The organism is Halovulum marinum (genome assembly GCF_009697225.1).
Lineage (GTDB): Bacteria > Pseudomonadota > Alphaproteobacteria > Rhodobacterales > Rhodobacteraceae > Halovulum > Halovulum marinum.
Genome location: NZ_WIND01000001.1, coordinates 216407 through 233835, shown reverse-complemented (window position 1 = coordinate 233835; position 17429 = coordinate 216407). Strand labels below are relative to the sequence as shown.

Here is a 17429-nt window from a genome sequence, read left to right as displayed (position 1 = left end):
GGTCCGGCCCAGGGGCGCCGGCTCAGTTGCTCAGCAGGCGCAGGAAGCGGACAATGGTGTTGGTCGCTTCGATCACCTCGACGATCTCGTTGTCGATGCGCACATAGCGGTGACCCTCGGGCAGCCGCGGCAGGTCGCCGTAGCGGTCCCAGTCGTCGCGGTCGAGCACGATGTAGCCGCCGGGCAGCCGATCGCCGACGGTGTAGACCCGGCCGTCCGGGCCGATGATCCGGTCGCCGCGCGTCAGCCAGCGGTCATGACCATTATCGTCGTCGTGATGGTCGTTGTCGTCGTGCCGGTCGTCGTCGTCGTGCCGGTCGCGATAGCGCACCCGGTCATCGTCGCGGTCGACATAGCCGCGCTTCTTGGCCTGCCCGGGGGGCACGCACGGGGGGTTTTTCTTGGCCAGCCCCGGCGGGCAGCCGCCGGGCTGGGCGTGCGCCGCGGTCAGCGACACGGCGGGAAGCGAGACGGGGGCCAGGGCGAGCGCCAGGGCCAGGATCGGGCGGACGAGCATTCGGTGTCTCCTCAAGGGTCGGCGCGACAGTGCGGCGGCGGCGCTTCGGGCGCAAGCGGGCGCGGTGCGGAGCGCAGCGCACGCGCGGAACGTCGCCTGATACGGCCCAACGCGCGCGGAGGGCAGTCGGTTTCGGCTATTGCGCGGCCAGCGCGGCATTCCGCCGCGGATCCGGGCCGGGCGCCGGCGGCCAGGGGCGCTCACGCCGGCCTGACCGATGAGAGCAGCTTCCGTGCGCTAGCCGACAACCCGTCCATCCTGCCGCGATATATCCAGTCTAGGTCGACCCCGTACCGGTCGCACAGCCTGTAGGCGCAGTCGAGCGAGATCCGGCGAACGCCGCTTTCCCCAGTTGTGATATTGGGTCCGGTTGAAGCCGTTCACCTCTGCCCACGTCGCCAGCGGCATGTTGTGCGCCTCGCGAAGCGCACGCAATCTCAAGGCGATATCGCTGTAGTCGGGCCTGTCTATCATGCCGTTCTTAGTTGCATTCGCGGCCGCACTCGTAAACATACAATTTGTGACGATCCCTGTTCTTGACAGCCGTCACATCCGGTGAAAAGAAGCGCGCATGAACAGGCGCGGCCTCGGCCTCGGTCCTGTCGACGATCCAGCGCGGCAGCGCCGGGTTCCAGCCCGGCCGGCCCATCGCCTGCAGCACCCGGTCCGGTGGCACGACGCCCGCCGCATCCGTCACCGCCGCGCGGTACAGCGCCGAGGTCGTCGCCTCGTCGCCGCGCCAGAAGCTTTGCGTGATGTAGAAGAACCGCGCGTCGCGGCCGGCAAAGCCGCTGACCATGCTCAGCCGGTCGAACGCCCGCACCCTGCGGCGGTAGCGCACGCTGGCCCCGGCCATGGTCATTGTCCAGCCCTGCCGCTTCGCCGCGTGCCACATGCCGCTGCGCTGGAACAGTGGCAGCCGGCCGAGGTCGAACAGCGTCAGCGTGCGGCCGTTGTTCAGCTCGCCCAGCATGTCCAGGTCCCACGGCCAGCAGCGATGGTGCGAGACATGCGGCCGGTCCAGCCCCAGCGGAGGCAGGCGACGCGACAGGGCGAGTTCCAGAAGGGCGCGGCCGACGGGGTACATGCGCCGAAGCGATGCCGGCGGCGGCCCGGTGTCAAGCGCGCCGTCGCGTCACCTTCCCGCCGCTTCCGGGCGGGCTTGCCTGCCCGCCGGGCCGGGGTTACATGGGCAACGGGCCGACGCAAGGAGAACGGGCATGACATCGCTGGGACAGATCCTGCTGCTGGTGCTGGACATCGTCTGGTTCCTGGTGCTCGCGCAGGTGATCATCAGCTGGCTGGTCAGCTTCGAGGTGCTGAACCTGCGCCAGCCGCTGGTCTACCAGTTCTGGTCCGGGCTGAACCGCCTGCTGGAGCCGATCTACCGCCCGATCCGCAGCGTGCTGCCGCAGATGTCGGGGCTGGACATCACCCCGCTGATCGTCATCGTCGCGATCTACGCGCTGCGCATCGTCATCGCCCAGAACTTCTTCTGACGCGGGTTCGCCTGCGGGCGGGGCCCGATCGCGGGTCGGTCCGCCCGAGACGCCGCCACGGGACTTGCACGCCGGCCGCGCCGGGCCGATACTCGGCGCGCGGGGCCAGCGATCCCCTGGACACCGGCATGCGCCCAAGCATCGCGCAACCCTGAACCGAAGGGTGCGCCATGACGTGCGACGATGCGAACCTCCCGAACGCGACCTTGCCACATGCGGCCGTCACGGAGGCGGCCGGTGACGACTTCCGGCTGCCCTCGGTCTCGGCCGGTGACGTGCTGCGCGGCGCACCGGGCGGCGTCCGCCTGCTGGACGTGCGCAAGGCGGCGGTGCGGGCGGCGTCGCGGCAGGGGCTCGACGGGGCGGCGTGGATCGACCCGCTGACGCTGGGCTTCGGCCACCCGATCCTGGCGGCCGGGCCGCTGGCGTTCTTCTGCGTTCACGGCCACGAGGTCAGCCGCTTCGCCACCGCGCTGGCGCTGGTGGCGGGCTGCGAGGCGCGCTATGTCAGGGGCGGGTTCGCGGCGCTGGCGGCGGCCGGCGCGCAGATGACGCCGCTGCCGGAGCCCGCGCCGGTGGCGGATACGGAGGGGCGACGGTGAGCGCGGCGAGCGAGCCGGAGCGCAAGATCAGGCTTGCGCAGGCGCTGGCGATCTACCTGAAGATCGGGCTGCTGTCCTTCGGCGGTCCGGCCGGACAGATCGCGCTGATGCACGACGAGATCGTCGAGCGCCGCCGCTGGGTCCGCGACGGCGACTTCGCCAACGGGCTGAGCGTGGCGATGGTGCTGCCCGGCCCCGAGGCGCAGCAGTTGGCGACCTGGCTGGGCTGGCGGCTGCACGGGCTTGCCGGCGGGCTGGCGGCGGGGCTGGCGTTCATCCTGCCGGGCGCGGCGCTGATGATCCTGCTGGCGTGGATCGCCGCGGCGCACGGGCAGATGCCGCTGGTGGCGGCGGTGTTCTACGGCATCCAGCCGGCGGTGCTGGTGATCGTCGCCCGCGCAGTGGTCAACCTCGGCCGGCGCGCGCTCGCCCGGCCGGCGGACTGGGCGCTGGCGGGCGCGGCGTTCGGGCTGCTCTGGGGCGCGGGGCTGCCGTTTCCGCTGATCATCGGGCTGGCGGCGCTGGCCGGGCTGCTGCTGCCGCCGAAGGCGCCGCCGCAGCCGGTGGCGGGTGCCCCGTTCAGCGCCGGCCAGGTGGCGCGCACGCTGGCGGCGGGGCTGGGGCTGATCGCCGCCGTCTGGCTGGGGGTGCGGGCGCTGTTCGGCGCCGATCCCTTCGACGGCATCGCCTACCTGTTCACCACCGCCGCGTTCGTGTCCTTCGGCGGCGCCTACGCGCTGCTGCCCTATGTCGCCGAGCGCGCGGTCGAGATCTACGGCTGGCTGACGCCGGCGCAGATGCTCAACGGCCTGGCCATCGCCGAGGCGACGCCGGGGCCGCTGATCCTGGTGACCACCTATGCCGGCTTCTTCGCCGGGGCCGGCAGCGGGCAGGGCGCGCTGACCGCGGCGCTGGCGACCTTCTACACCTTCGCGCCCAGCTTCACCCTGATCCTGGCGGTCGCGCCCTACGTCGCCGCGGTCGAGCGCCAGCCGCTGCTGCGCCGGGCGCTGGCCGGGGTCTCGGCGGCGGTGGTCGGCGTGGTGCTGAACCTTGCGGTCTACCTGGCCGAGGCGGCGCTGATGCCGGCCGGTCCGGCCAGCCTGGAGCGGCCGAAGCTGGCGCTGCTGGCGCTGTTCGCCGCGGCGGCGCTGTGGCGGCCCTGGCCGATGCACGTGCTGGTACTCGCCGGCGCCGTTGCCGGGCTGGCCCTGCTCGGCGCCGGGGCGATCTGAGGCTCAGCTGCCGGCGAACGGCGCCTCGTCGCCCCAGAGCTGCCGGACCCGCGCGTCGCGCCGGCAGCCCTGGCGGTAGCTTTTGTAGCGCAGCGGGTTCTTGCGGTAGTAGTCCTGGTGATACTCCTCGGCCGGCCAGAAGGTGACGGCGTCGCGCACCGGGGTGACGATCTCGGCGCCGATCAGCGCCGCCGCGTCGGCGATCTCGGCCTCGGCGGTGGCGCGTTCCTCCGGCGTGGCGGCGAACACCGCGGTGGTGTAGCTGTGGCCGCGGTCGCAGAACTGCCCGCCGGCGTCGGTCGGGTCGATCGAGCGCAGGAACAGCTCGACTATGCGCTCGTGGCTGACGACATCGGCGTCGTAGCTGATCTCGACCACCTCCAGGTGCCCGGTGCCGCCGCGGACCACCTGTTTGTAGGTCGGCGCGTCCAGGGTTCCGCCGGCATAGCCCGAGACGGTGGCGGTCACCCCCTCGACCTGATCGAAATCGGCCTCGACGCACCAGAAGCAGCCGCCGGCGACGACGATCTTGCGCAGATCCTCGGCCTGCGCCGCAGGCGCGGCTCCCAGCATCAGCGCCAGCACGAGAACCGGCATCGGCAGCGTCGCGAGCAGCGGGTTCATCGGTGTCCTCCCTCTTTGCGCAAAGACTGCGGCCCGCGCGCCGCCGCGGCAAGCGCCGCCGCCGCCGTCTCACGGCTTTGTCACTGCGCGCGAGCCGCGGGGCGCTAGTCTTACCGCAACGCGGGCCCCGCCCGCACCCACAGACCGAGGAGGACACCGATGCTGCGCCACCTGCTGGCCCCCGCAACCGTGCTTGCCCTGAGCCTGGCCACCGCCGACGCCGCCGACCTGACCCCGCGCGACGGGTGGGAGGTGCGCCCCACGCCGAAGTCGCATGACGAGCTGGTCGCGGCGACCCGTGCCGCCATCGGCGAATCCGATCTGGCGGTCGTCACCCAGGCCGGGCCCACCGGTGCCGCCGCGAAGCGGGGCGTCGAGATTCCCGGCAACCTGGTGATCGGCGCCTTCAACAACGACTACGCGGTGAAGATCCTGAACCTGTCGACCGCGGCGATGATCGAGGCGCCGGTGCGGTTCTACGTCACCGAGAACGAGGACGGCTCGGCGACGCTGTCCTACAAGAAGCCCAGTTTCGTGTTCGCACCCTACGCCGATGAGGGCGGCGCCGAGCTCGAGTCGCTGGCGGCCGAGCTGGACGCGCTGTTCGCCGGCGTGGCCGAGGCCGCGACCGCCGAGTGAGTAGGGCGTCGCGCCGCCACCCGCCGCCCGTGCCGCCCCGGCGGCGCGGGCTCGGGGGCGTGTCGCGGCACCGCCGCGACTCCGCAGGATCACCGGCCGGCTCAGCGCGGCGGCAGCAGCAGATAGGCCAGTCCGACGGTCTGCACCTCGACCGCGAAGCTTTGCCGCGCCGCGTCGTGCCCCGCCGTCGGCGTCAGCTCCAGCAGCCGGTCCAGCCACGCGCGCGCCGCGCCCAGCTCGCGGCCGATGATCGCCAGCTTGCCGGCGGTGACCGCCGCGTCCCGCGTCCGCGCCGCCGCCGGCTGCGCGGCGAAGCGCGCCAGCTCCCACGCGCGGATCCCCTCCAGCCGCTCGGCGCTGTATTCCTCCAGCAGTTCGATCCGGCCCGAGGGCCGGAACCCGGCGCGGCGCAGCACCCGTACCGAGGCCGGGTTCTGCCGGTCCCAGCACACCGCATAGACCGTGCCCAGCCGGCCCCGGCGGCGCGCCGCGGCGACGGCGGCGCGGGCCGCCTCGGTGCCGATCCCGCGGCCGTGCCAGGCGCGGCCGAGGGCGTGGAAGAACTCGCCCGACAGCCGGTCGCCGTCGCGCGGCAGGTAGAAGCCGGACACCCCGAGAAACCGGCCGGGGGGGGCGAGCGCGGGGCTGCGCGAGCGGATCGCGAACGGGCCCAGGCCGCCACCGTTCCAGACCGCGGCGAACGGGCTGCCCGGGCCGCAGGCCCATCGCGCCGCCGCGTGCCGGGCGGCGTCCGGCGCACGCATGTCATGGGCCAGGTGCCGCATGACCTCCGGGTCGGAGAACACGGTTTCGGCGAGCGGCTCGATATCGCCCGGCGCCAGCGGATCGAGCCGCAGGCGCGGGGTCAGGATCGGCGGATGTGCAAGAACGACGGTCATGGCGGAGCTTCCGACCAAGGCTAGCACAGCATGCGCGCGGGCGGGAAAGCCAAAAACGCGATTCCGGCCGCGAGCGGCGAAACTGCCGCGGGTCGCTACCGCGACGGCAGTCTCCGATCCGGACGATGCCGCACCGCCGCCGCCGGGCCGGGGTCTCCATCCGGGCGCGCGGCTGCCCCGGAACCGGCGCCGGCGCGGCTGCCCGGATCTTTCGGCCGGTTCCTGCGGGAGGCCGAGCGGCCGGGCTCAGCCCTTGCCGGACAGGCGCCGGGCGCGGGCCGCCAGCAGCTTCAGCCGCAGGGCGTTGATCTTGATGAAACCGGCGGCGTCCTTCTGGTCGTAGGCGCCGGCGTCGTCCTCGAAGGTGACATGCGCCTCGGAATACAGTGTCGCCTCCGACCGGCGCCCGACGACCGACGCGCGGCCCTTGTACAGTTTCACCCGTACCGTGCCCTCGACGTGCGCCTGGCTGGCGTCGATCGCGGCCTGCAGCATCTCGCGCTCGGGGCTGAACCAGAAGCCGTTGTAGATCAGTTCGGCATAGCGCGGCATCAGCTCGTCCTTCAGGTGCGCCGCGCCGCGGTCGAGGGTGATCTGCTCGATGCCCCGGTGCGCCTCCAGCAGCACGGTGCCGCCGGGCGTCTCGTAGATGCCGCGCGACTTCATGCCGACGAAACGGCCCTCGACCAGGTCGAGCCGGCCGATGCCGTGCTTGCCGCCCAGCTCGTTCAGCCGGGTCAGCAGCGCGGCGGGCGACAGCGCCTCGCCGTCGATCGCCACCGGATCGCCGGTCCTGAAGGTGATTTCGACGTATTCCGGCGTGTCCGGCGCCTTCTCGGGATCGACGGTGCGCTGGTAGACGTAATCGGGCGCTTCCTGCGCCGGGTCCTCCAGCACCTTGCCCTCGGACGAGGTGTGCAGCAGGTTCGCGTCGACGCTGAACGGGGCCTCGCCGCGCTTGTCCTTGGCGATCGGGATCTGGTTCGCCTCGGCGAACGCCAGCAGCTTGGTGCGGCTGGACAGATCCCACTCGCGCCAGGGCGCGATCACCTTGATGTCCGGGTTCAGCGCGTAGGCCGACAGTTCGAACCGCACCTGGTCGTTGCCCTTGCCGGTGGCGCCGTGGGCGACCGCGTCGGCGCCGGTCTCGGCGGCGATCTCGACCAGTCGCTTGGAGATCAGCGGCCGCGCGATCGACGTGCCCAGCAGATACAGCCCCTCGTACACCGCGTTGGCGCGGAACATCGGGAACACGAAGTCGCGCACGAATTCCTCGCGCACGTCCTCGATATAGATGTTCTCGGGCTTGATCCCCAGCAGCTCGGCCTTCTTGCGCGCGGGCTCCAGCTCCTCGCCCTGGCCGAGGTCGGCGGTGAAGGTCACCACCTCGCAGCCGTATTCGGTCTGCAGCCATTTGAGGATGATCGAGGTATCGAGGCCGCCGGAATAGGCCAGGACGACTTTCTTGGGCGTGGACATGGAATTGCGCCTTCGGATCGGGACGGGCTGCGGAGTAGTCAAGATTGGCCCCGGTTGCAAGGGGGCGGCTCAGAAGGTCAGGGTCTCGCCGAAGCGCGCCCACATGGCGGTGAGCACCTCGTGGTCCGCGTCGGTGAAGCTCGACCGGTCGAGTTCGGACCAGCGGTCCTTGTGCGAGAACGCCCGCGCGACGTGGTCGGTCATCTTCGCCTTCGGCTTCGCCCCCGCGCCCCGCTTGCTGACATAGACCATTTCGGAGGCGGCGAAACAGGCCGGGTCCTGGCTCAGCCCGACATGGTCCAGCAGCCGGGCGATCTCGGCCTCGGGCTCTTGCGACATGCGGGCGTGGCTGACGGCGAAGCGGATCGGGCTGTCGGCGTGGTCGATGACCGCGGCCATGCGCACGATGTGGCGCCAGATCCGCTCGATCGGGTGACCCCAATAGGCCTGCGCCGACAGCGCCACGTCATAGGGGTGGCGCAGCACGGTGATGTTGGCGGCGTCGGGGAAGCAGGCGTTCATGATCGGCCAGTAGCTGTCCAGCGCGCGTGCCATCTTGCGCGGGTTGTCCTTCTGCCGCCGGTCGAAGGTATAGGGCAGGTTGATCGGCTTGTGCGCCCAGCGCGGCTTTTCCGGCGCGTCGAAATGGGCCAGGAACACCGCCCGCACCGCCTTGGCGCAGCGCGCGTCGAAATCGACGCCCCCGGGCAGGTGGGTGTCGCGGCGGATCACGTGGCGCACCCGGCTGGTCGCCTCCCAGGTGCCGAAGATCAGCGGTTGCGTCTCGCCACAGGCGTCGACCTCTGGGTGCGCGCCCAGCACGCGGTGGACCAGCGAGGTGCCCGACCGGCCGTAGGACACCAGCGTGACCGGCGACGTGATGTTGTCGGGGTTGGGCACGTGCGCTCAGAACTCCAGGGATTCGCCGAACCGGGCCCACATCCGCTCGACGATCTCGCGCTCGTTTTCCCTGAACTGCGAGACGTCGATCTTGTCCCAGTCGGCCTTGCGCGAGAAGCCGCGGCTGACATGGTCCGGCAGTTCGTTCTTGGGCACGTTGTTCTCTTTCCGCCGCGGGACGTAGACCTTGTCGGCGGCCTGGAAGCAGGCTGCGGCGCGCTCCAGCCCCAGGTGGTCCAGCAGGCGGGCGATCTCGGGGTCGGGGTCGGCGGCCAGCCGCGCGTGCGAGATCGCGAAGTCGATGTTCGATTCGGGGTGATCGATGATTTCGGCCATCTGCACCACGCCCTGCCAGGCCCGGCGGTGCGGCACGTTCCAGTACTCGGCCGAGGACAGCACCACGTCGTAGGGATGGCGCAGGATGGTGATCGTGCGGCTGTCGGGAAAGCAGGTGTTGAAGGCGTTCCAGTACCAGGCGCAGCGGGCGCTCATCTTCATCGTCTTCGGGAAGTGGCGCATCACCCAGGGCAGGTTGATGGGCTTTTGCATCCAGTCCTTGTGACCGGTGTCGGGAAATGTCGCCAGCATCGCCGCGCGGACCGCCTTGGCGCAGCGGGCGTCGTGGTTGTCGGCGCCGCCCAGTTCGGGGTCGGGGCGGATGATGCCCTTGGCCTTTTCCAGCGAATGCCAGATGCCGAAGATCATCTGCGCGGTCTCGCCCACGGTGACCATGCCGGGGTGGCCGCGCAGGATGTTCATCACCAGCGACGTGCCGGAGCGGCCGTGCGATATCAGCGAGATGGGGCGCGTTATGTTGTCTTGTGACGGCATTGGGCATCCGTGTCCGGGTGAATCGCAGATTGCTTACCCCATTCCGGGTTTACGCACCATTGCCGACGCCGCGCGGGCCGTCGGCGGCGGTGTCGCACCTGCGGCGACAGGCGGGCGGAGGAAACGCGCCCGGTCGGGGCTGCGGCGATTGGGAACGCGACCCGAAGCGCGGCGAGCCCCGGCGGCGTCGCTTGACACCGCCGGGGTGCCGGGCGGGTGTTGTCGCGGGCCGGCAATGACCCCCCGTCCGGCAGCTTGAAAATATGATTGTGGACAGTTGCCTGTCCGGTATGAACACCGATGCGCCGGTATGCCGCCCGTGCGTCCGAACCGGGAAGGGCGTTCGCCCGGGTGCGCGTCGATGGACCGATGGTAAGGCGAACCCCGCCGGCTGCATGTAGCAATCGTCACACCCCGGGCCGGCAAAGTCCACGCGCCGCGGCGGACGGACGGCGGAGCGGTGGCTCAGTCGGGAAGCTCCGCCACCAGCAGGGGCGGCAACGTGTCGGCGCGGCGGCACTCTGCCGTGAACACCGGCCAGTCGGCGGTGGCGCTGCCGAGCGCGGCGTCCAGCTGCTGCTCGCAGGCTGCACGCGTGCTTGCGGCGACCTCGATCCGGTCGACCGGGGTACAGGTTGCGCCGTCGTGGCTGCAGCCCGAGACCAGAATGATGAATGCGGCTTCCAACATGTTCAGGTAACGTACCAGCTTGCCCGACGGTTCCCGAAGTAATGTCGCGCACAATCCGGTGACAAATATGGCGGTGTTGCGCCGCGGTCCCGTTCTGGCGGTCCGGTCGGCGACGTGCTAGGCCCGCCCCCGCCAGACGCCCAGGCAGAGGAGCGCGCGGATGTTGAACCTTCTTGAGTATCCCGGTCCCGGCGGCGGAACCGGCGCCGGTCCCGGCGCCGTGCCGCTGGTGATCGCGCACGGGCTGTTCGGGTCGGCGCGGAACTGGAACGTCATCGCCAAGCGCCTCGGCGATGCCCGGCCGGTGGTCGCGGTCGACATGCGCAATCACGGCGACAGCCCGTGGTCGGACGACCATTCCTACCCGGCGATGGCCGAGGATCTGGCCGGGGTGATCGACCGGTTCGGCGGCGTGGCCGACGTGCTGGGCCATTCGATGGGCGGCAAGGCGGCGATGGTGCTGGCCGGGCAGGCGCCGGACCGCGTGCGCCGGCTGATCGTCGCGGACATCGCGCCGGTGGCCTACGCCCACAGCCAGGCGCCGATGGTGGCGGCGATGCAGGCGGTCGACCTCGGACGGGTGGGCCGCCGGTCCGACGCCGACGCCCAGCTGAAGCCGCATGTCGAGGAGCCGGCGCTGCGCGCCTTCCTGCTGCAGAGCCTGGCGATCGAGAATGGCGGCGCGCGTTGGAAGCTGAATCTTGCGGCGCTGGCCGGGCAGATACCGCTGATCATGGGTTTTCCGGCGAATGTGCGTCCGTTCGAGGGCCCGGCGGCGCTGCTGCGCGGCGGCGCGTCGGACTATGTCGGCGACGCCCGCCTGCCGGCGGTGCGCGCGTTGCTGCCGCGGGTCGAGGTGGTGACGCTGGACGGGCTCGGCCACTGGCCGCACGCCGAGGATCCGCGCGGCTTCGAGGCGGAACTGCGCCGGATCCTGGACTGATTCCCCGGGTGGGCGCGGCGCGCGCCCGGTCAGTCCAGCCGCTCCAGCGCCAGCGCGATGCCCTGGCCGCCGCCGATGCACATGGTGACGATCGCGCGGCGGCTGGCGGCGCGCTGCAGTTCGGCCAGCGCCTTGATCACCAGGATCGCGCCGGTGGCGCCGACCGGATGGCCCAGCGCGATGGCGCCGCCGTTGGGGTTCACCCGGGCGGCGTCCAGCCCCAGTTCCGCCGACACCGCCAGCGCCTGCGCCGCGAACGCCTCGTTCGATTCGATCACGTCGACCTGATCCAGGCTCCAGCCGGTGCGCTCCAGCAGGGTGCGCACCGCCGGGATCGGGCCGAGGCCCATGACCTCGGGGCGGACACCGGCGTGGGCATAGCCGGCGATGCGCGCGCGCGGCCTCAGCCCCGCGGCCCGGGCCGCGCCGGCCCGCGCCAGCACCAGCGCCGCCGCGCCGTCGTTGATACCGCTGGCGTTGCCGGCGGTGACGGTGCCGTTCTTCTGGAACGCCGGCCGCAGCCCGGCCAGCGCCTCGGCCGTGGTCTGCTTGGGGTGCTCGTCGCGGTCGAACGCCACCGTCTGGCGCCTGACCGTCACTTCCACCGGCACGATCTGGGCGTCGAAGCGGCCCTCGTCCTGGGCGCGGGCGGTGCGGGTCTGCGATTCCAGCGCGAAGGCGTCCTGCGCCTCGCGGCCGATCCGGTGCTCGGTCGCGACGTTCTCGGCGGTGACGCCCATGTGGCCGGTGCCGAACGGGCAACTGAGCGCGCCCAGCATCATGTCGAGGGCGCCCACGTCGCCCATCTTCGCGCCCCAGCGGCCGGCGGGCAGGACGTGCGGCGCGCGCGACATGCTCTCGGCGCCGCCGGCGAGGGCGAAGTCGGCCTCGCCCAGCAGCAGCGCCTGTGTCGCCGAGACCACCGCCTGCGCGCCCGAGCCGCACAGCCGGTTGACGTTCATCGCCGGCACGCTGTCCGGAATCCCGGCCTCGATCGCCGCGGCGCGGCTGAGGTACATGTCGCGCGGCTCGGTGTTGATGACGTGGCCGAAGACCACGTGGCCGATCCGGTCCGGCGCGATGCCCGACCGCTCCATCGCGGCCTGCGCCACGGTGCGCGCCAGCGCGATCGGCGGCGTTCCCGCCAGGGCGCCGCCGAAGGTGCCGATGGCGGTGCGGGCGCCGTCCAGAATCACGATGTCGTCGGTCATGTCTCGTCCCTCCCGGTGCGGGCCGCTGGGGCGGTCCCGGCGCCAGTCTGCGGCGCGGGGCGGGCGGGGACAAGGGCGGCTGACGCGCGGTCAGGGGCCGGCGTCAGGGGTGGCTTCAGGGGCCGGTCGGCGTCAGGGGCCGGCGCAGATCTGGTTCCGGCCGCCGTTCTTGGCTTCGTAGAGATAGCCGTCGGCACGCGCCAGCAGCGACAGCGCGTCGTCCGTCTGCCGCCGCCGGGTGACGCCGGCGGACAGGGTCAGATGGCCGATCTGCTGCCGCGTCGACTGGCTGACCCACATGATCTCGCCGAAGGCGTCGCGGATCGACTCGCACAGCTTGGCGGCGCCGGGCAGGGGCGTGTCCGGCAGCACCAGCACGAACTCCTCTCCGCCCAGGCGCGCGGCGAAATCCTTGCCCTTGGTGTCGCGCCGCAGGATCTGCCCGATGCCGCGCAGCACGTTGTCGCCGGCGGCGTGTCCCCAGCCGTCGTTGACCGCCTTGAAGTTGTCGAGGTCGATCAGCGCCAGGCAGAACGGATCGGCCTCGGCCAGCAGGATATCGAGCCGCTCCTCCAGGCTGCGGCGGTTCGGCAGGCCGGTCAGATGGTCCTTCGAGGCGGCCTCGCGCAGCGTCGCCAGTTCGCGCTCCATCGACTTCAGCTGGCCACGGGTCCGTTCCAGCTGGTCCGAGACCGAGCGGGTGTCGTCGAGATGCGCGCGCCCCGACAGCACGAGATGCCGGCAGAGCATCTGCAGCTCCTCGCGGGTGACGAAGCCGGCGAGGTCGCGCAGGCTGCGGCGCAGCTCGTCGGTCATGCGCAGATTGCCCCGGATCCCCTCGGTCAGCCGGGCGCTGACCTCGGACAGCTCGGTGGCCAGCATCGCGCGCACCCGTTCCAGCTCCTTCGGGAAATTCTGCTCGCCGCAGTGATCGGCACGGACGCGCATCAGCCGCGCCGTCCGCTCATCGGCAGGGGCGGCCAGCGCGGTCTCGACCTCGGCGCACAGCTCGGCGCTGGACCCGTCGATGTGTCGCGACAGGATCTCGAACACCTCGGGGGTGACGGCGATGCCATGCTCCTCGGCCAGGTCGATGGCTTGCCGGGCCTTGACTGAACTGGCGATCCTGCGGTCTTCGATCATGTGCCCCCCGGCGCATACGCAATACAATCCTCTGTTCTTGGGTGTAACCTCCGGCCCATGACCAAACGGTAAAGGGGATGGCCGTACCGGTGCATTAACGGTGCGTTAACGTTTCGGGCGCATTTTTGGAAAATTGTTCACATTGAGCCTGCGGATATCGCTCCGCGTTTTGGGGGGGCTTGAGCATGAGAATACTGTTGGTCCAGGAAAGCGAGGACCTCGGCCGCATCTGGTGCCGGTTCCTGCGCCGTCACGGGGTCGCCGCCGACTATGCCGGCACCCAGCGCCAGGCGCTGGCCGCGCTGGAGGACGGCGACTACGACGCGCTGGTGATCGATCCGGTGCTGGACGGGCGCGGCGGCGGTCTGCCGGTGGCGGACCTCGCCACCTTCCGCAATCCGGACATCATCATCCTGGCGGTGACCGGCTCGCGGTTCTTCACCGAGGGGTCGATCTTCGATCTGATCCCGAACGCCTGCGGCGTGATGCACACGCCGATGCGCCCCGACGACCTGCTGGCCTATCTGCAGCATTTCCACGCCCGGCACGCGCCGGGCGAGGCGCAGCCGGGCCGCGCGCGGATCCGCGGCGCCTGAGGATCAGGCCGCGGCCAGCCGGTCGCGGTCGTGCGCCGCCGTCCAGTCGATCCGCGGCGCGATCGGCACGATGCGCTGCGGGTTCAGCGACTCGTGGCTGTAGTGGTAGTGGCGGCGGATGTGGTCGAAATCCACGGTCGCGGCCACGTCCGGCCATTGGTAAAGCTCGCGCGCATAGGCCCAGAGCGACGGGAAGTCGACCAGCCGGTTGCGGGCGCACTTGAAATGGCCGTGGTAGACGACGTCGAAGCGCAGCAGCGTGGTCAGCAGGCGCCAGTCGGCCTCGGTCACCCGGTCGCCGGCGAGATAGCGCTGGCGGGACAGCCGGTCCTCGAGCCAGTCGAGCGTGTCGAACAGTGCCGTCACCGCCGCGTCGTAGGCCCGCTGCGAGCGCGCGAAGCCGGCGCGGTAGACGCCGTTGTTCACGGTTTCGTAAATCCGCGCGTTCAGGCTGTCGATCGCGGGCCGCAGCGCGGCAGGGTAGAAATCCTCTTTGTTGCCGGTGAGATGATCGAATGCGGAATTGAACATGCGGATGATCTCGGCGCTTTCGTTCGAGACGATGCGGCCGCTGCGCTTGTCCCACAGCACCGGCACGGTCACCCGGGTCGTGGCCCGCGGGTCCGCCTTGAGGTACACTTCCTGCAGCCAGGCCTTGCCGTTGACGCTATCGCCGGTGGCGCCGGGGAAGTCGGTCGCGAAGCTCCAGCCGCGATCCAGCAGATCGGGGTGCACGACGTCGACGCCGACATGCTGCACCAGCCCCTTCAGCCGGCGGAAGATCAGCGTGCGGTGCGCCCACGGGCAGGCCAGGCTGACATAAAGGTGGTAGCGCCCGCTTTCCGCGGCGAACCCGCCGGTGCCCGAGGGGCCGGGCGCGCCGTCGGCGGTGATCCAGTTGCGAAAGGTGGACGGCGCGCGCCGGAAGCTGCCGTCCGTATCCGCGGCGGCCGGTTCGCTCGTCCAGGTTCCGTCGATCAGCTGGCCCATTCGATTCTCCCGTTGCGGTGTCCGTTTTCTGACCAGCTAGGTCCTTCCCGGCCAGAATGCACGGGGTCCGGCCGATCCGCTCCGTTCACGGTCCGTGAACAATCGGTGCGCGCGCAAAGAATCTTCGACAGGGCATGGGGTGCGTACTACCGTGAACCGGGGAGTGAGTTGGGTACGGCGGCGCCACCCGCGCCGACGCGTGAAGTTGGGGAAGCGTAACGATGGACAGCCATTTGCCGAGCGATGTTCGCTCAGCGATCGAGGGCGCGCGCGGGGTTGCCGCAAAAGGCAGGCGACGGTTGCGGCTGCGGGCCGGGGGTGACGAGATCGACGTCGTCGAGATCTGGCAGGGCGGATTCTCGATCAAGGCCGACGCGCCGCGGTTCCGCCGCGGCTTCGTCGACGTGTACGACGGCAGCCGCCACCTGTTCCACGGTCTGGCCTATCCGACGGGCGAAAGCGGCGCGCTGCGCACCTTCGCCTTCAAGACCCGTCAGGTCGCCGGCGACGAGCCGCCGCGCGACTACGAACGCGGCGCCGACGCGCCGGTGGCGCTGATCCCGTCGCGGTTCTGAGGATTTCCGGTACCGGCCGATTTAACGCCTTGGCATTTTGGGGCGAAACTGTTCATCTGCGCGCATCCTGACCATCCCGGAGGCGCCGATGATCGACACGCCCTATCTGCTGTTTCTCGGGGACGCGCCCGACCCGCTGGCGGCCAAGGTGGCGCAGGGGATCCGCGACTGGCGCCCCGAACACTGCGTCGGCCAGCTGCGCATGGACGGCTGCAAGGCCGACCTGAAGCTGCCCGACATGACGCCCGCCGAGGCCGCCGCCGCCGGGGCCAGGACGATGGTGATCGGCGTGGCGAACCGCGGCGGGGTGATCTCTCCGGCCTGGAAAGAGGTGCTGGTCGAGGCGCTGGAGGCGGGGCTCGACCTGGCGTCCGGGCTGCACAAGCTGCTGCGCGACGAGCCCGACCTGGTCACCGCGGCCGAGCGCACCGGCCGGGGGCTGCACGACGTGCGCGTGCCGTCCGAAGCCTATCCGATCGCCAACGGCAGGAAGCGCAGCGGCAAGCGGGTGCTGGCGATCGGCACCGACTGCTCGGTCGGCAAGATGTACACCGCGCTGGCGATGGAGCGCGAGATGCGCGCGCGCGGGATGAAGGCGACGTTCCGCGCCACCGGCCAGACCGGGATCCTGATCACCGGCAGCGGTGTGCCGCTGGACGCGGTGGTGGCGGATTTCATGGCCGGCTCGATCGAGCATCTGACTCCGGACAACGCGCCCGATCACTGGGACGTGGTCGAGGGGCAGGGCAGCCTGTTCCACGCCTCGTTCTCGGGGGTGACGCTGGCGCTGATCCACGGCAGCCAGCCGGACGCGCTGATCCTGTGCCACGAGCCGACGCGCAGCCACATGCGCGGGCTGCCGGACTACCAGCTGCCGTCGCTGGCGAGCCTGAGCGAAACCGGGCTGCACCTGGCGCGGGTGGTCAACCCCGCGGTGCGGGTGGTCGGCATCTCGGTCAACACCGCCGGGCTGGGCGAGGACGAGGCGCGCGCCTACCTGGCGCGGCTGGAGAAGGAGAACGGCATGCCGGCGGTCGATCCCTACCGCCACGGCGCCGCCGCGCTGGTGGACGCCCTGGAATGAGCTTCACCGCCACCGCCGAGCGGTTCGCGCTGCGCGAGGTGTTCACCATCTCGCGCGGCTCGCGTACCCATGCCGAGGTGGTGCATGTGGTGGTGACCCGCGGCGGGATCTCCGGGCAGGGCGAGTGCGTGCCCTATCCGCGCTACGGCGAGTCGGTGCAAAGCGTGATCGCGCAGATCCAGTCGCTTCCCGGCGACATCGACCGCGCCGCGCTGCAGCAGGCGCTGCCCGCCGGCGCGGCGCGCAACGCGGTCGACTGCGCGCTGTGGGACTGGGAGGCGAAGGCCGCCGGGCAGCCGGTCTGGCAGCTTGCCGGGATCCCGGCGCCGCAGCCGGTGCTGAGCGCCTATACCCTGTCGCTGGGCGCGCCGGACGCGATGCGCGAGCAGGCCGGCCGCCATGCCCAGCGGCCGCTGCTGAAGGTCAAGCTGGGCGGCGGCGCCGCGGATGTCGCGCGGATCGAGGCGGTGCGCGCCGGCGCTCCCGCGGCGCGGATCATCGTCGACGCCAACGAGGGCTGGAGCGCCGAGGAATACCGCCGGCTGGGGCCGGTGTTCCTGGATCTGGGCGTCGAGATGGTCGAGCAGCCGCTGCCCGCGGACGGGGACGCGGCGCTGGCCGGGATCGACCGCCCGCTGCCGGTCTGCGCCGACGAGTCGTGCCACGACCGCGCCTCGCTGCCGGCGCTGAACGGCAAGTACGACATGGTGAACATCAAGCTCGACAAGACCGGCGGGCTGACCGAGGCGCTGGCGCTGCGCGATGCGGCGCGCGACGCCGGCTTCCGGGTGATGGTCGGCTGCATGGTCGGCAGTTCGCTGGCGATGGCGCCGGCGCTGCTGGTGGCGCAGGGCGCCGAGGTGGTGGACCTGGACGGCCCGCTGCTGCTGGCGCAGGACCGGATGCCGGCGATGGCGTTTCGCGCCGACGGGCTGCACCCGGCGGAGCGGGCGCTGTGGGGCTGAACGGACA

20 protein-coding genes are annotated in these 17429 nt (G+C 71.3%); 9 read left to right on the top strand and 11 right to left on the bottom strand.

Features of this window, described 5'->3' with window-relative positions:
- Window positions 1-22: 22 nt before the first annotated feature.
- Together GE300_RS01260 and GE300_RS01255 are read right to left on the bottom strand one after the other, a co-directional pair.
- A complete protein-coding gene (locus tag GE300_RS01260; RefSeq protein ID WP_154444107.1) occupies window positions 23-517 on the bottom strand; it encodes an RcnB family protein in 495 nt (164 codons plus the stop codon).
- 481 nt (window positions 518-998) lie between these two features.
- Window positions 999-1604 (bottom strand): acyl-CoA thioesterase, encoded by a 606-nt coding sequence (locus GE300_RS01255; protein WP_154444105.1) that lies wholly within the window; start codon window positions 1602-1604, stop codon window positions 999-1001.
- Window positions 1605-1737: 133 nt separating this feature from the next.
- Between GE300_RS01255 and GE300_RS01250 the strand changes: the two genes are divergently transcribed.
- The 3 genes from GE300_RS01250 to chrA all read left to right on the top strand — a co-directional run bounded on the left by GE300_RS01250 (window position 1738) and on the right by chrA (window position 3853).
- Window positions 1738-2016, top strand: a complete 279-nt coding sequence (locus GE300_RS01250) for a YggT family protein (RefSeq protein WP_154444103.1) — start codon at window positions 1738-1740, stop codon at window positions 2014-2016.
- 170 nt (window positions 2017-2186) lie between these two features.
- Window positions 2187-2618 (top strand): rhodanese-like domain-containing protein, encoded by a 432-nt coding sequence (locus GE300_RS01245; RefSeq protein WP_154444101.1) that lies wholly within the window; start codon window positions 2187-2189, stop codon window positions 2616-2618.
- The gene (gene chrA / locus GE300_RS01240; RefSeq protein WP_325063053.1) at window positions 2615-3853 is read left to right on the top strand and encodes a chromate efflux transporter; all 1239 of its coding nucleotides are present in this window, start codon (window positions 2615-2617) and stop codon (window positions 3851-3853) included. The genes GE300_RS01245 and chrA overlap by 4 nt, the downstream gene beginning before the upstream one ends.
- Window positions 3854-3856: 3 nt before the next feature.
- Here chrA and msrA read toward each other — a convergent pair whose 3' ends face one another.
- On the bottom strand, window positions 3857-4477 hold the full coding sequence (gene msrA / locus GE300_RS01235) for a peptide-methionine (S)-S-oxide reductase MsrA (protein WP_154444099.1): 621 nt from the start codon (window positions 4475-4477) through the stop codon (window positions 3857-3859).
- A 159-nt stretch (window positions 4478-4636) separates the two neighbouring features.
- Here msrA and GE300_RS01230 point away from each other — a divergent pair, with 159 nt between their 5' ends.
- Window positions 4637-5116, top strand: coding sequence for a DUF302 domain-containing protein (locus GE300_RS01230; protein WP_154444097.1), 480 nt, complete (start codon window positions 4637-4639; stop codon window positions 5114-5116).
- A gap of 101 nt (window positions 5117-5217) precedes the next feature.
- Here GE300_RS01230 and GE300_RS01225 read toward each other — a convergent pair whose 3' ends face one another.
- The 5 genes from GE300_RS01225 to GE300_RS01205 form a co-directional block, all read right to left on the bottom strand.
- Window positions 5218-6015 (bottom strand): GNAT family N-acetyltransferase, encoded by a 798-nt coding sequence (locus GE300_RS01225; protein WP_154444095.1) that lies wholly within the window; start codon window positions 6013-6015, stop codon window positions 5218-5220.
- A 246-nt stretch (window positions 6016-6261) separates the two neighbouring features.
- A complete protein-coding gene (locus tag GE300_RS01220; protein ID WP_154444093.1) occupies window positions 6262-7494 on the bottom strand; it encodes an argininosuccinate synthase in 1233 nt (410 codons plus the stop codon).
- A 69-nt stretch (window positions 7495-7563) separates the two neighbouring features.
- Entirely contained in the window at window positions 7564-8394 is an 831-nt protein-coding gene (locus tag GE300_RS01215; RefSeq protein WP_154444091.1) for a sulfotransferase, read from the bottom strand.
- Window positions 8395-8400: 6 nt separating this feature from the next.
- Entirely contained in the window at window positions 8401-9225 is an 825-nt protein-coding gene (locus GE300_RS01210; RefSeq protein ID WP_154444089.1) for a sulfotransferase, read from the bottom strand.
- Window positions 9226-9690: 465 nt separating this feature from the next.
- Complete coding sequence (locus tag GE300_RS01205; RefSeq protein WP_154444087.1) at window positions 9691-9915, bottom strand: hypothetical protein; 225 nt, start codon at window positions 9913-9915, stop codon at window positions 9691-9693.
- Window positions 9916-10075: 160 nt separating this feature from the next.
- Between GE300_RS01205 and GE300_RS01200 the strand changes: the two genes are divergently transcribed.
- Window positions 10076-10858: an alpha/beta fold hydrolase gene (locus GE300_RS01200; RefSeq protein WP_154444085.1), complete on the top strand. Its 783-nt coding sequence runs from the start codon at window positions 10076-10078 to the stop codon at window positions 10856-10858.
- Window positions 10859-10887: 29 nt separating this feature from the next.
- Here GE300_RS01200 and bktB read toward each other — a convergent pair whose 3' ends face one another.
- The gene (gene bktB, locus GE300_RS01195) at window positions 10888-12069 is read right to left on the bottom strand and encodes a beta-ketothiolase BktB (protein ID WP_154444083.1); all 1182 of its coding nucleotides are present in this window, start codon (window positions 12067-12069) and stop codon (window positions 10888-10890) included.
- A gap of 132 nt (window positions 12070-12201) precedes the next feature.
- The gene (locus GE300_RS01190) at window positions 12202-13212 is read right to left on the bottom strand and encodes a GGDEF domain-containing protein (RefSeq protein WP_154444081.1); all 1011 of its coding nucleotides are present in this window, start codon (window positions 13210-13212) and stop codon (window positions 12202-12204) included.
- Between the two features lie 185 nt (window positions 13213-13397).
- On the opposite strand from GE300_RS01190, the gene GE300_RS01185 reads away from it, so the two are divergent.
- Complete coding sequence (locus GE300_RS01185; RefSeq protein WP_154444079.1) at window positions 13398-13808, top strand: hypothetical protein; 411 nt, start codon at window positions 13398-13400, stop codon at window positions 13806-13808.
- Between the two features lie 3 nt (window positions 13809-13811).
- Here GE300_RS01185 and GE300_RS01180 read toward each other — a convergent pair whose 3' ends face one another.
- A complete protein-coding gene (locus GE300_RS01180; protein WP_154444077.1) occupies window positions 13812-14798 on the bottom strand; it encodes a glutathione S-transferase family protein in 987 nt (328 codons plus the stop codon).
- A 299-nt stretch (window positions 14799-15097) separates the two neighbouring features.
- Between GE300_RS01180 and GE300_RS01175 the strand changes: the two genes are divergently transcribed.
- The 3 genes from GE300_RS01175 to dgcA all read left to right on the top strand — a co-directional run bounded on the left by GE300_RS01175 (window position 15098) and on the right by dgcA (window position 17422).
- Window positions 15098-15373: a hypothetical protein gene (locus tag GE300_RS01175; RefSeq protein WP_154444075.1), complete on the top strand. Its 276-nt coding sequence runs from the start codon at window positions 15098-15100 to the stop codon at window positions 15371-15373.
- Between the two features lie 88 nt (window positions 15374-15461).
- Entirely contained in the window at window positions 15462-16457 is a 996-nt protein-coding gene (gene dgcN / locus GE300_RS01170) for an N-acetyltransferase DgcN (protein WP_154444073.1), read from the top strand.
- Window positions 16454-17422 (top strand): N-acetyl-D-Glu racemase DgcA, encoded by a 969-nt coding sequence (gene dgcA, locus GE300_RS01165; RefSeq protein ID WP_154444071.1) that lies wholly within the window; start codon window positions 16454-16456, stop codon window positions 17420-17422. Before dgcN ends, dgcA begins: the two co-directional genes overlap by 4 nt.
- The last annotated feature ends 7 nt before the right edge of the window (window positions 17423-17429 follow it).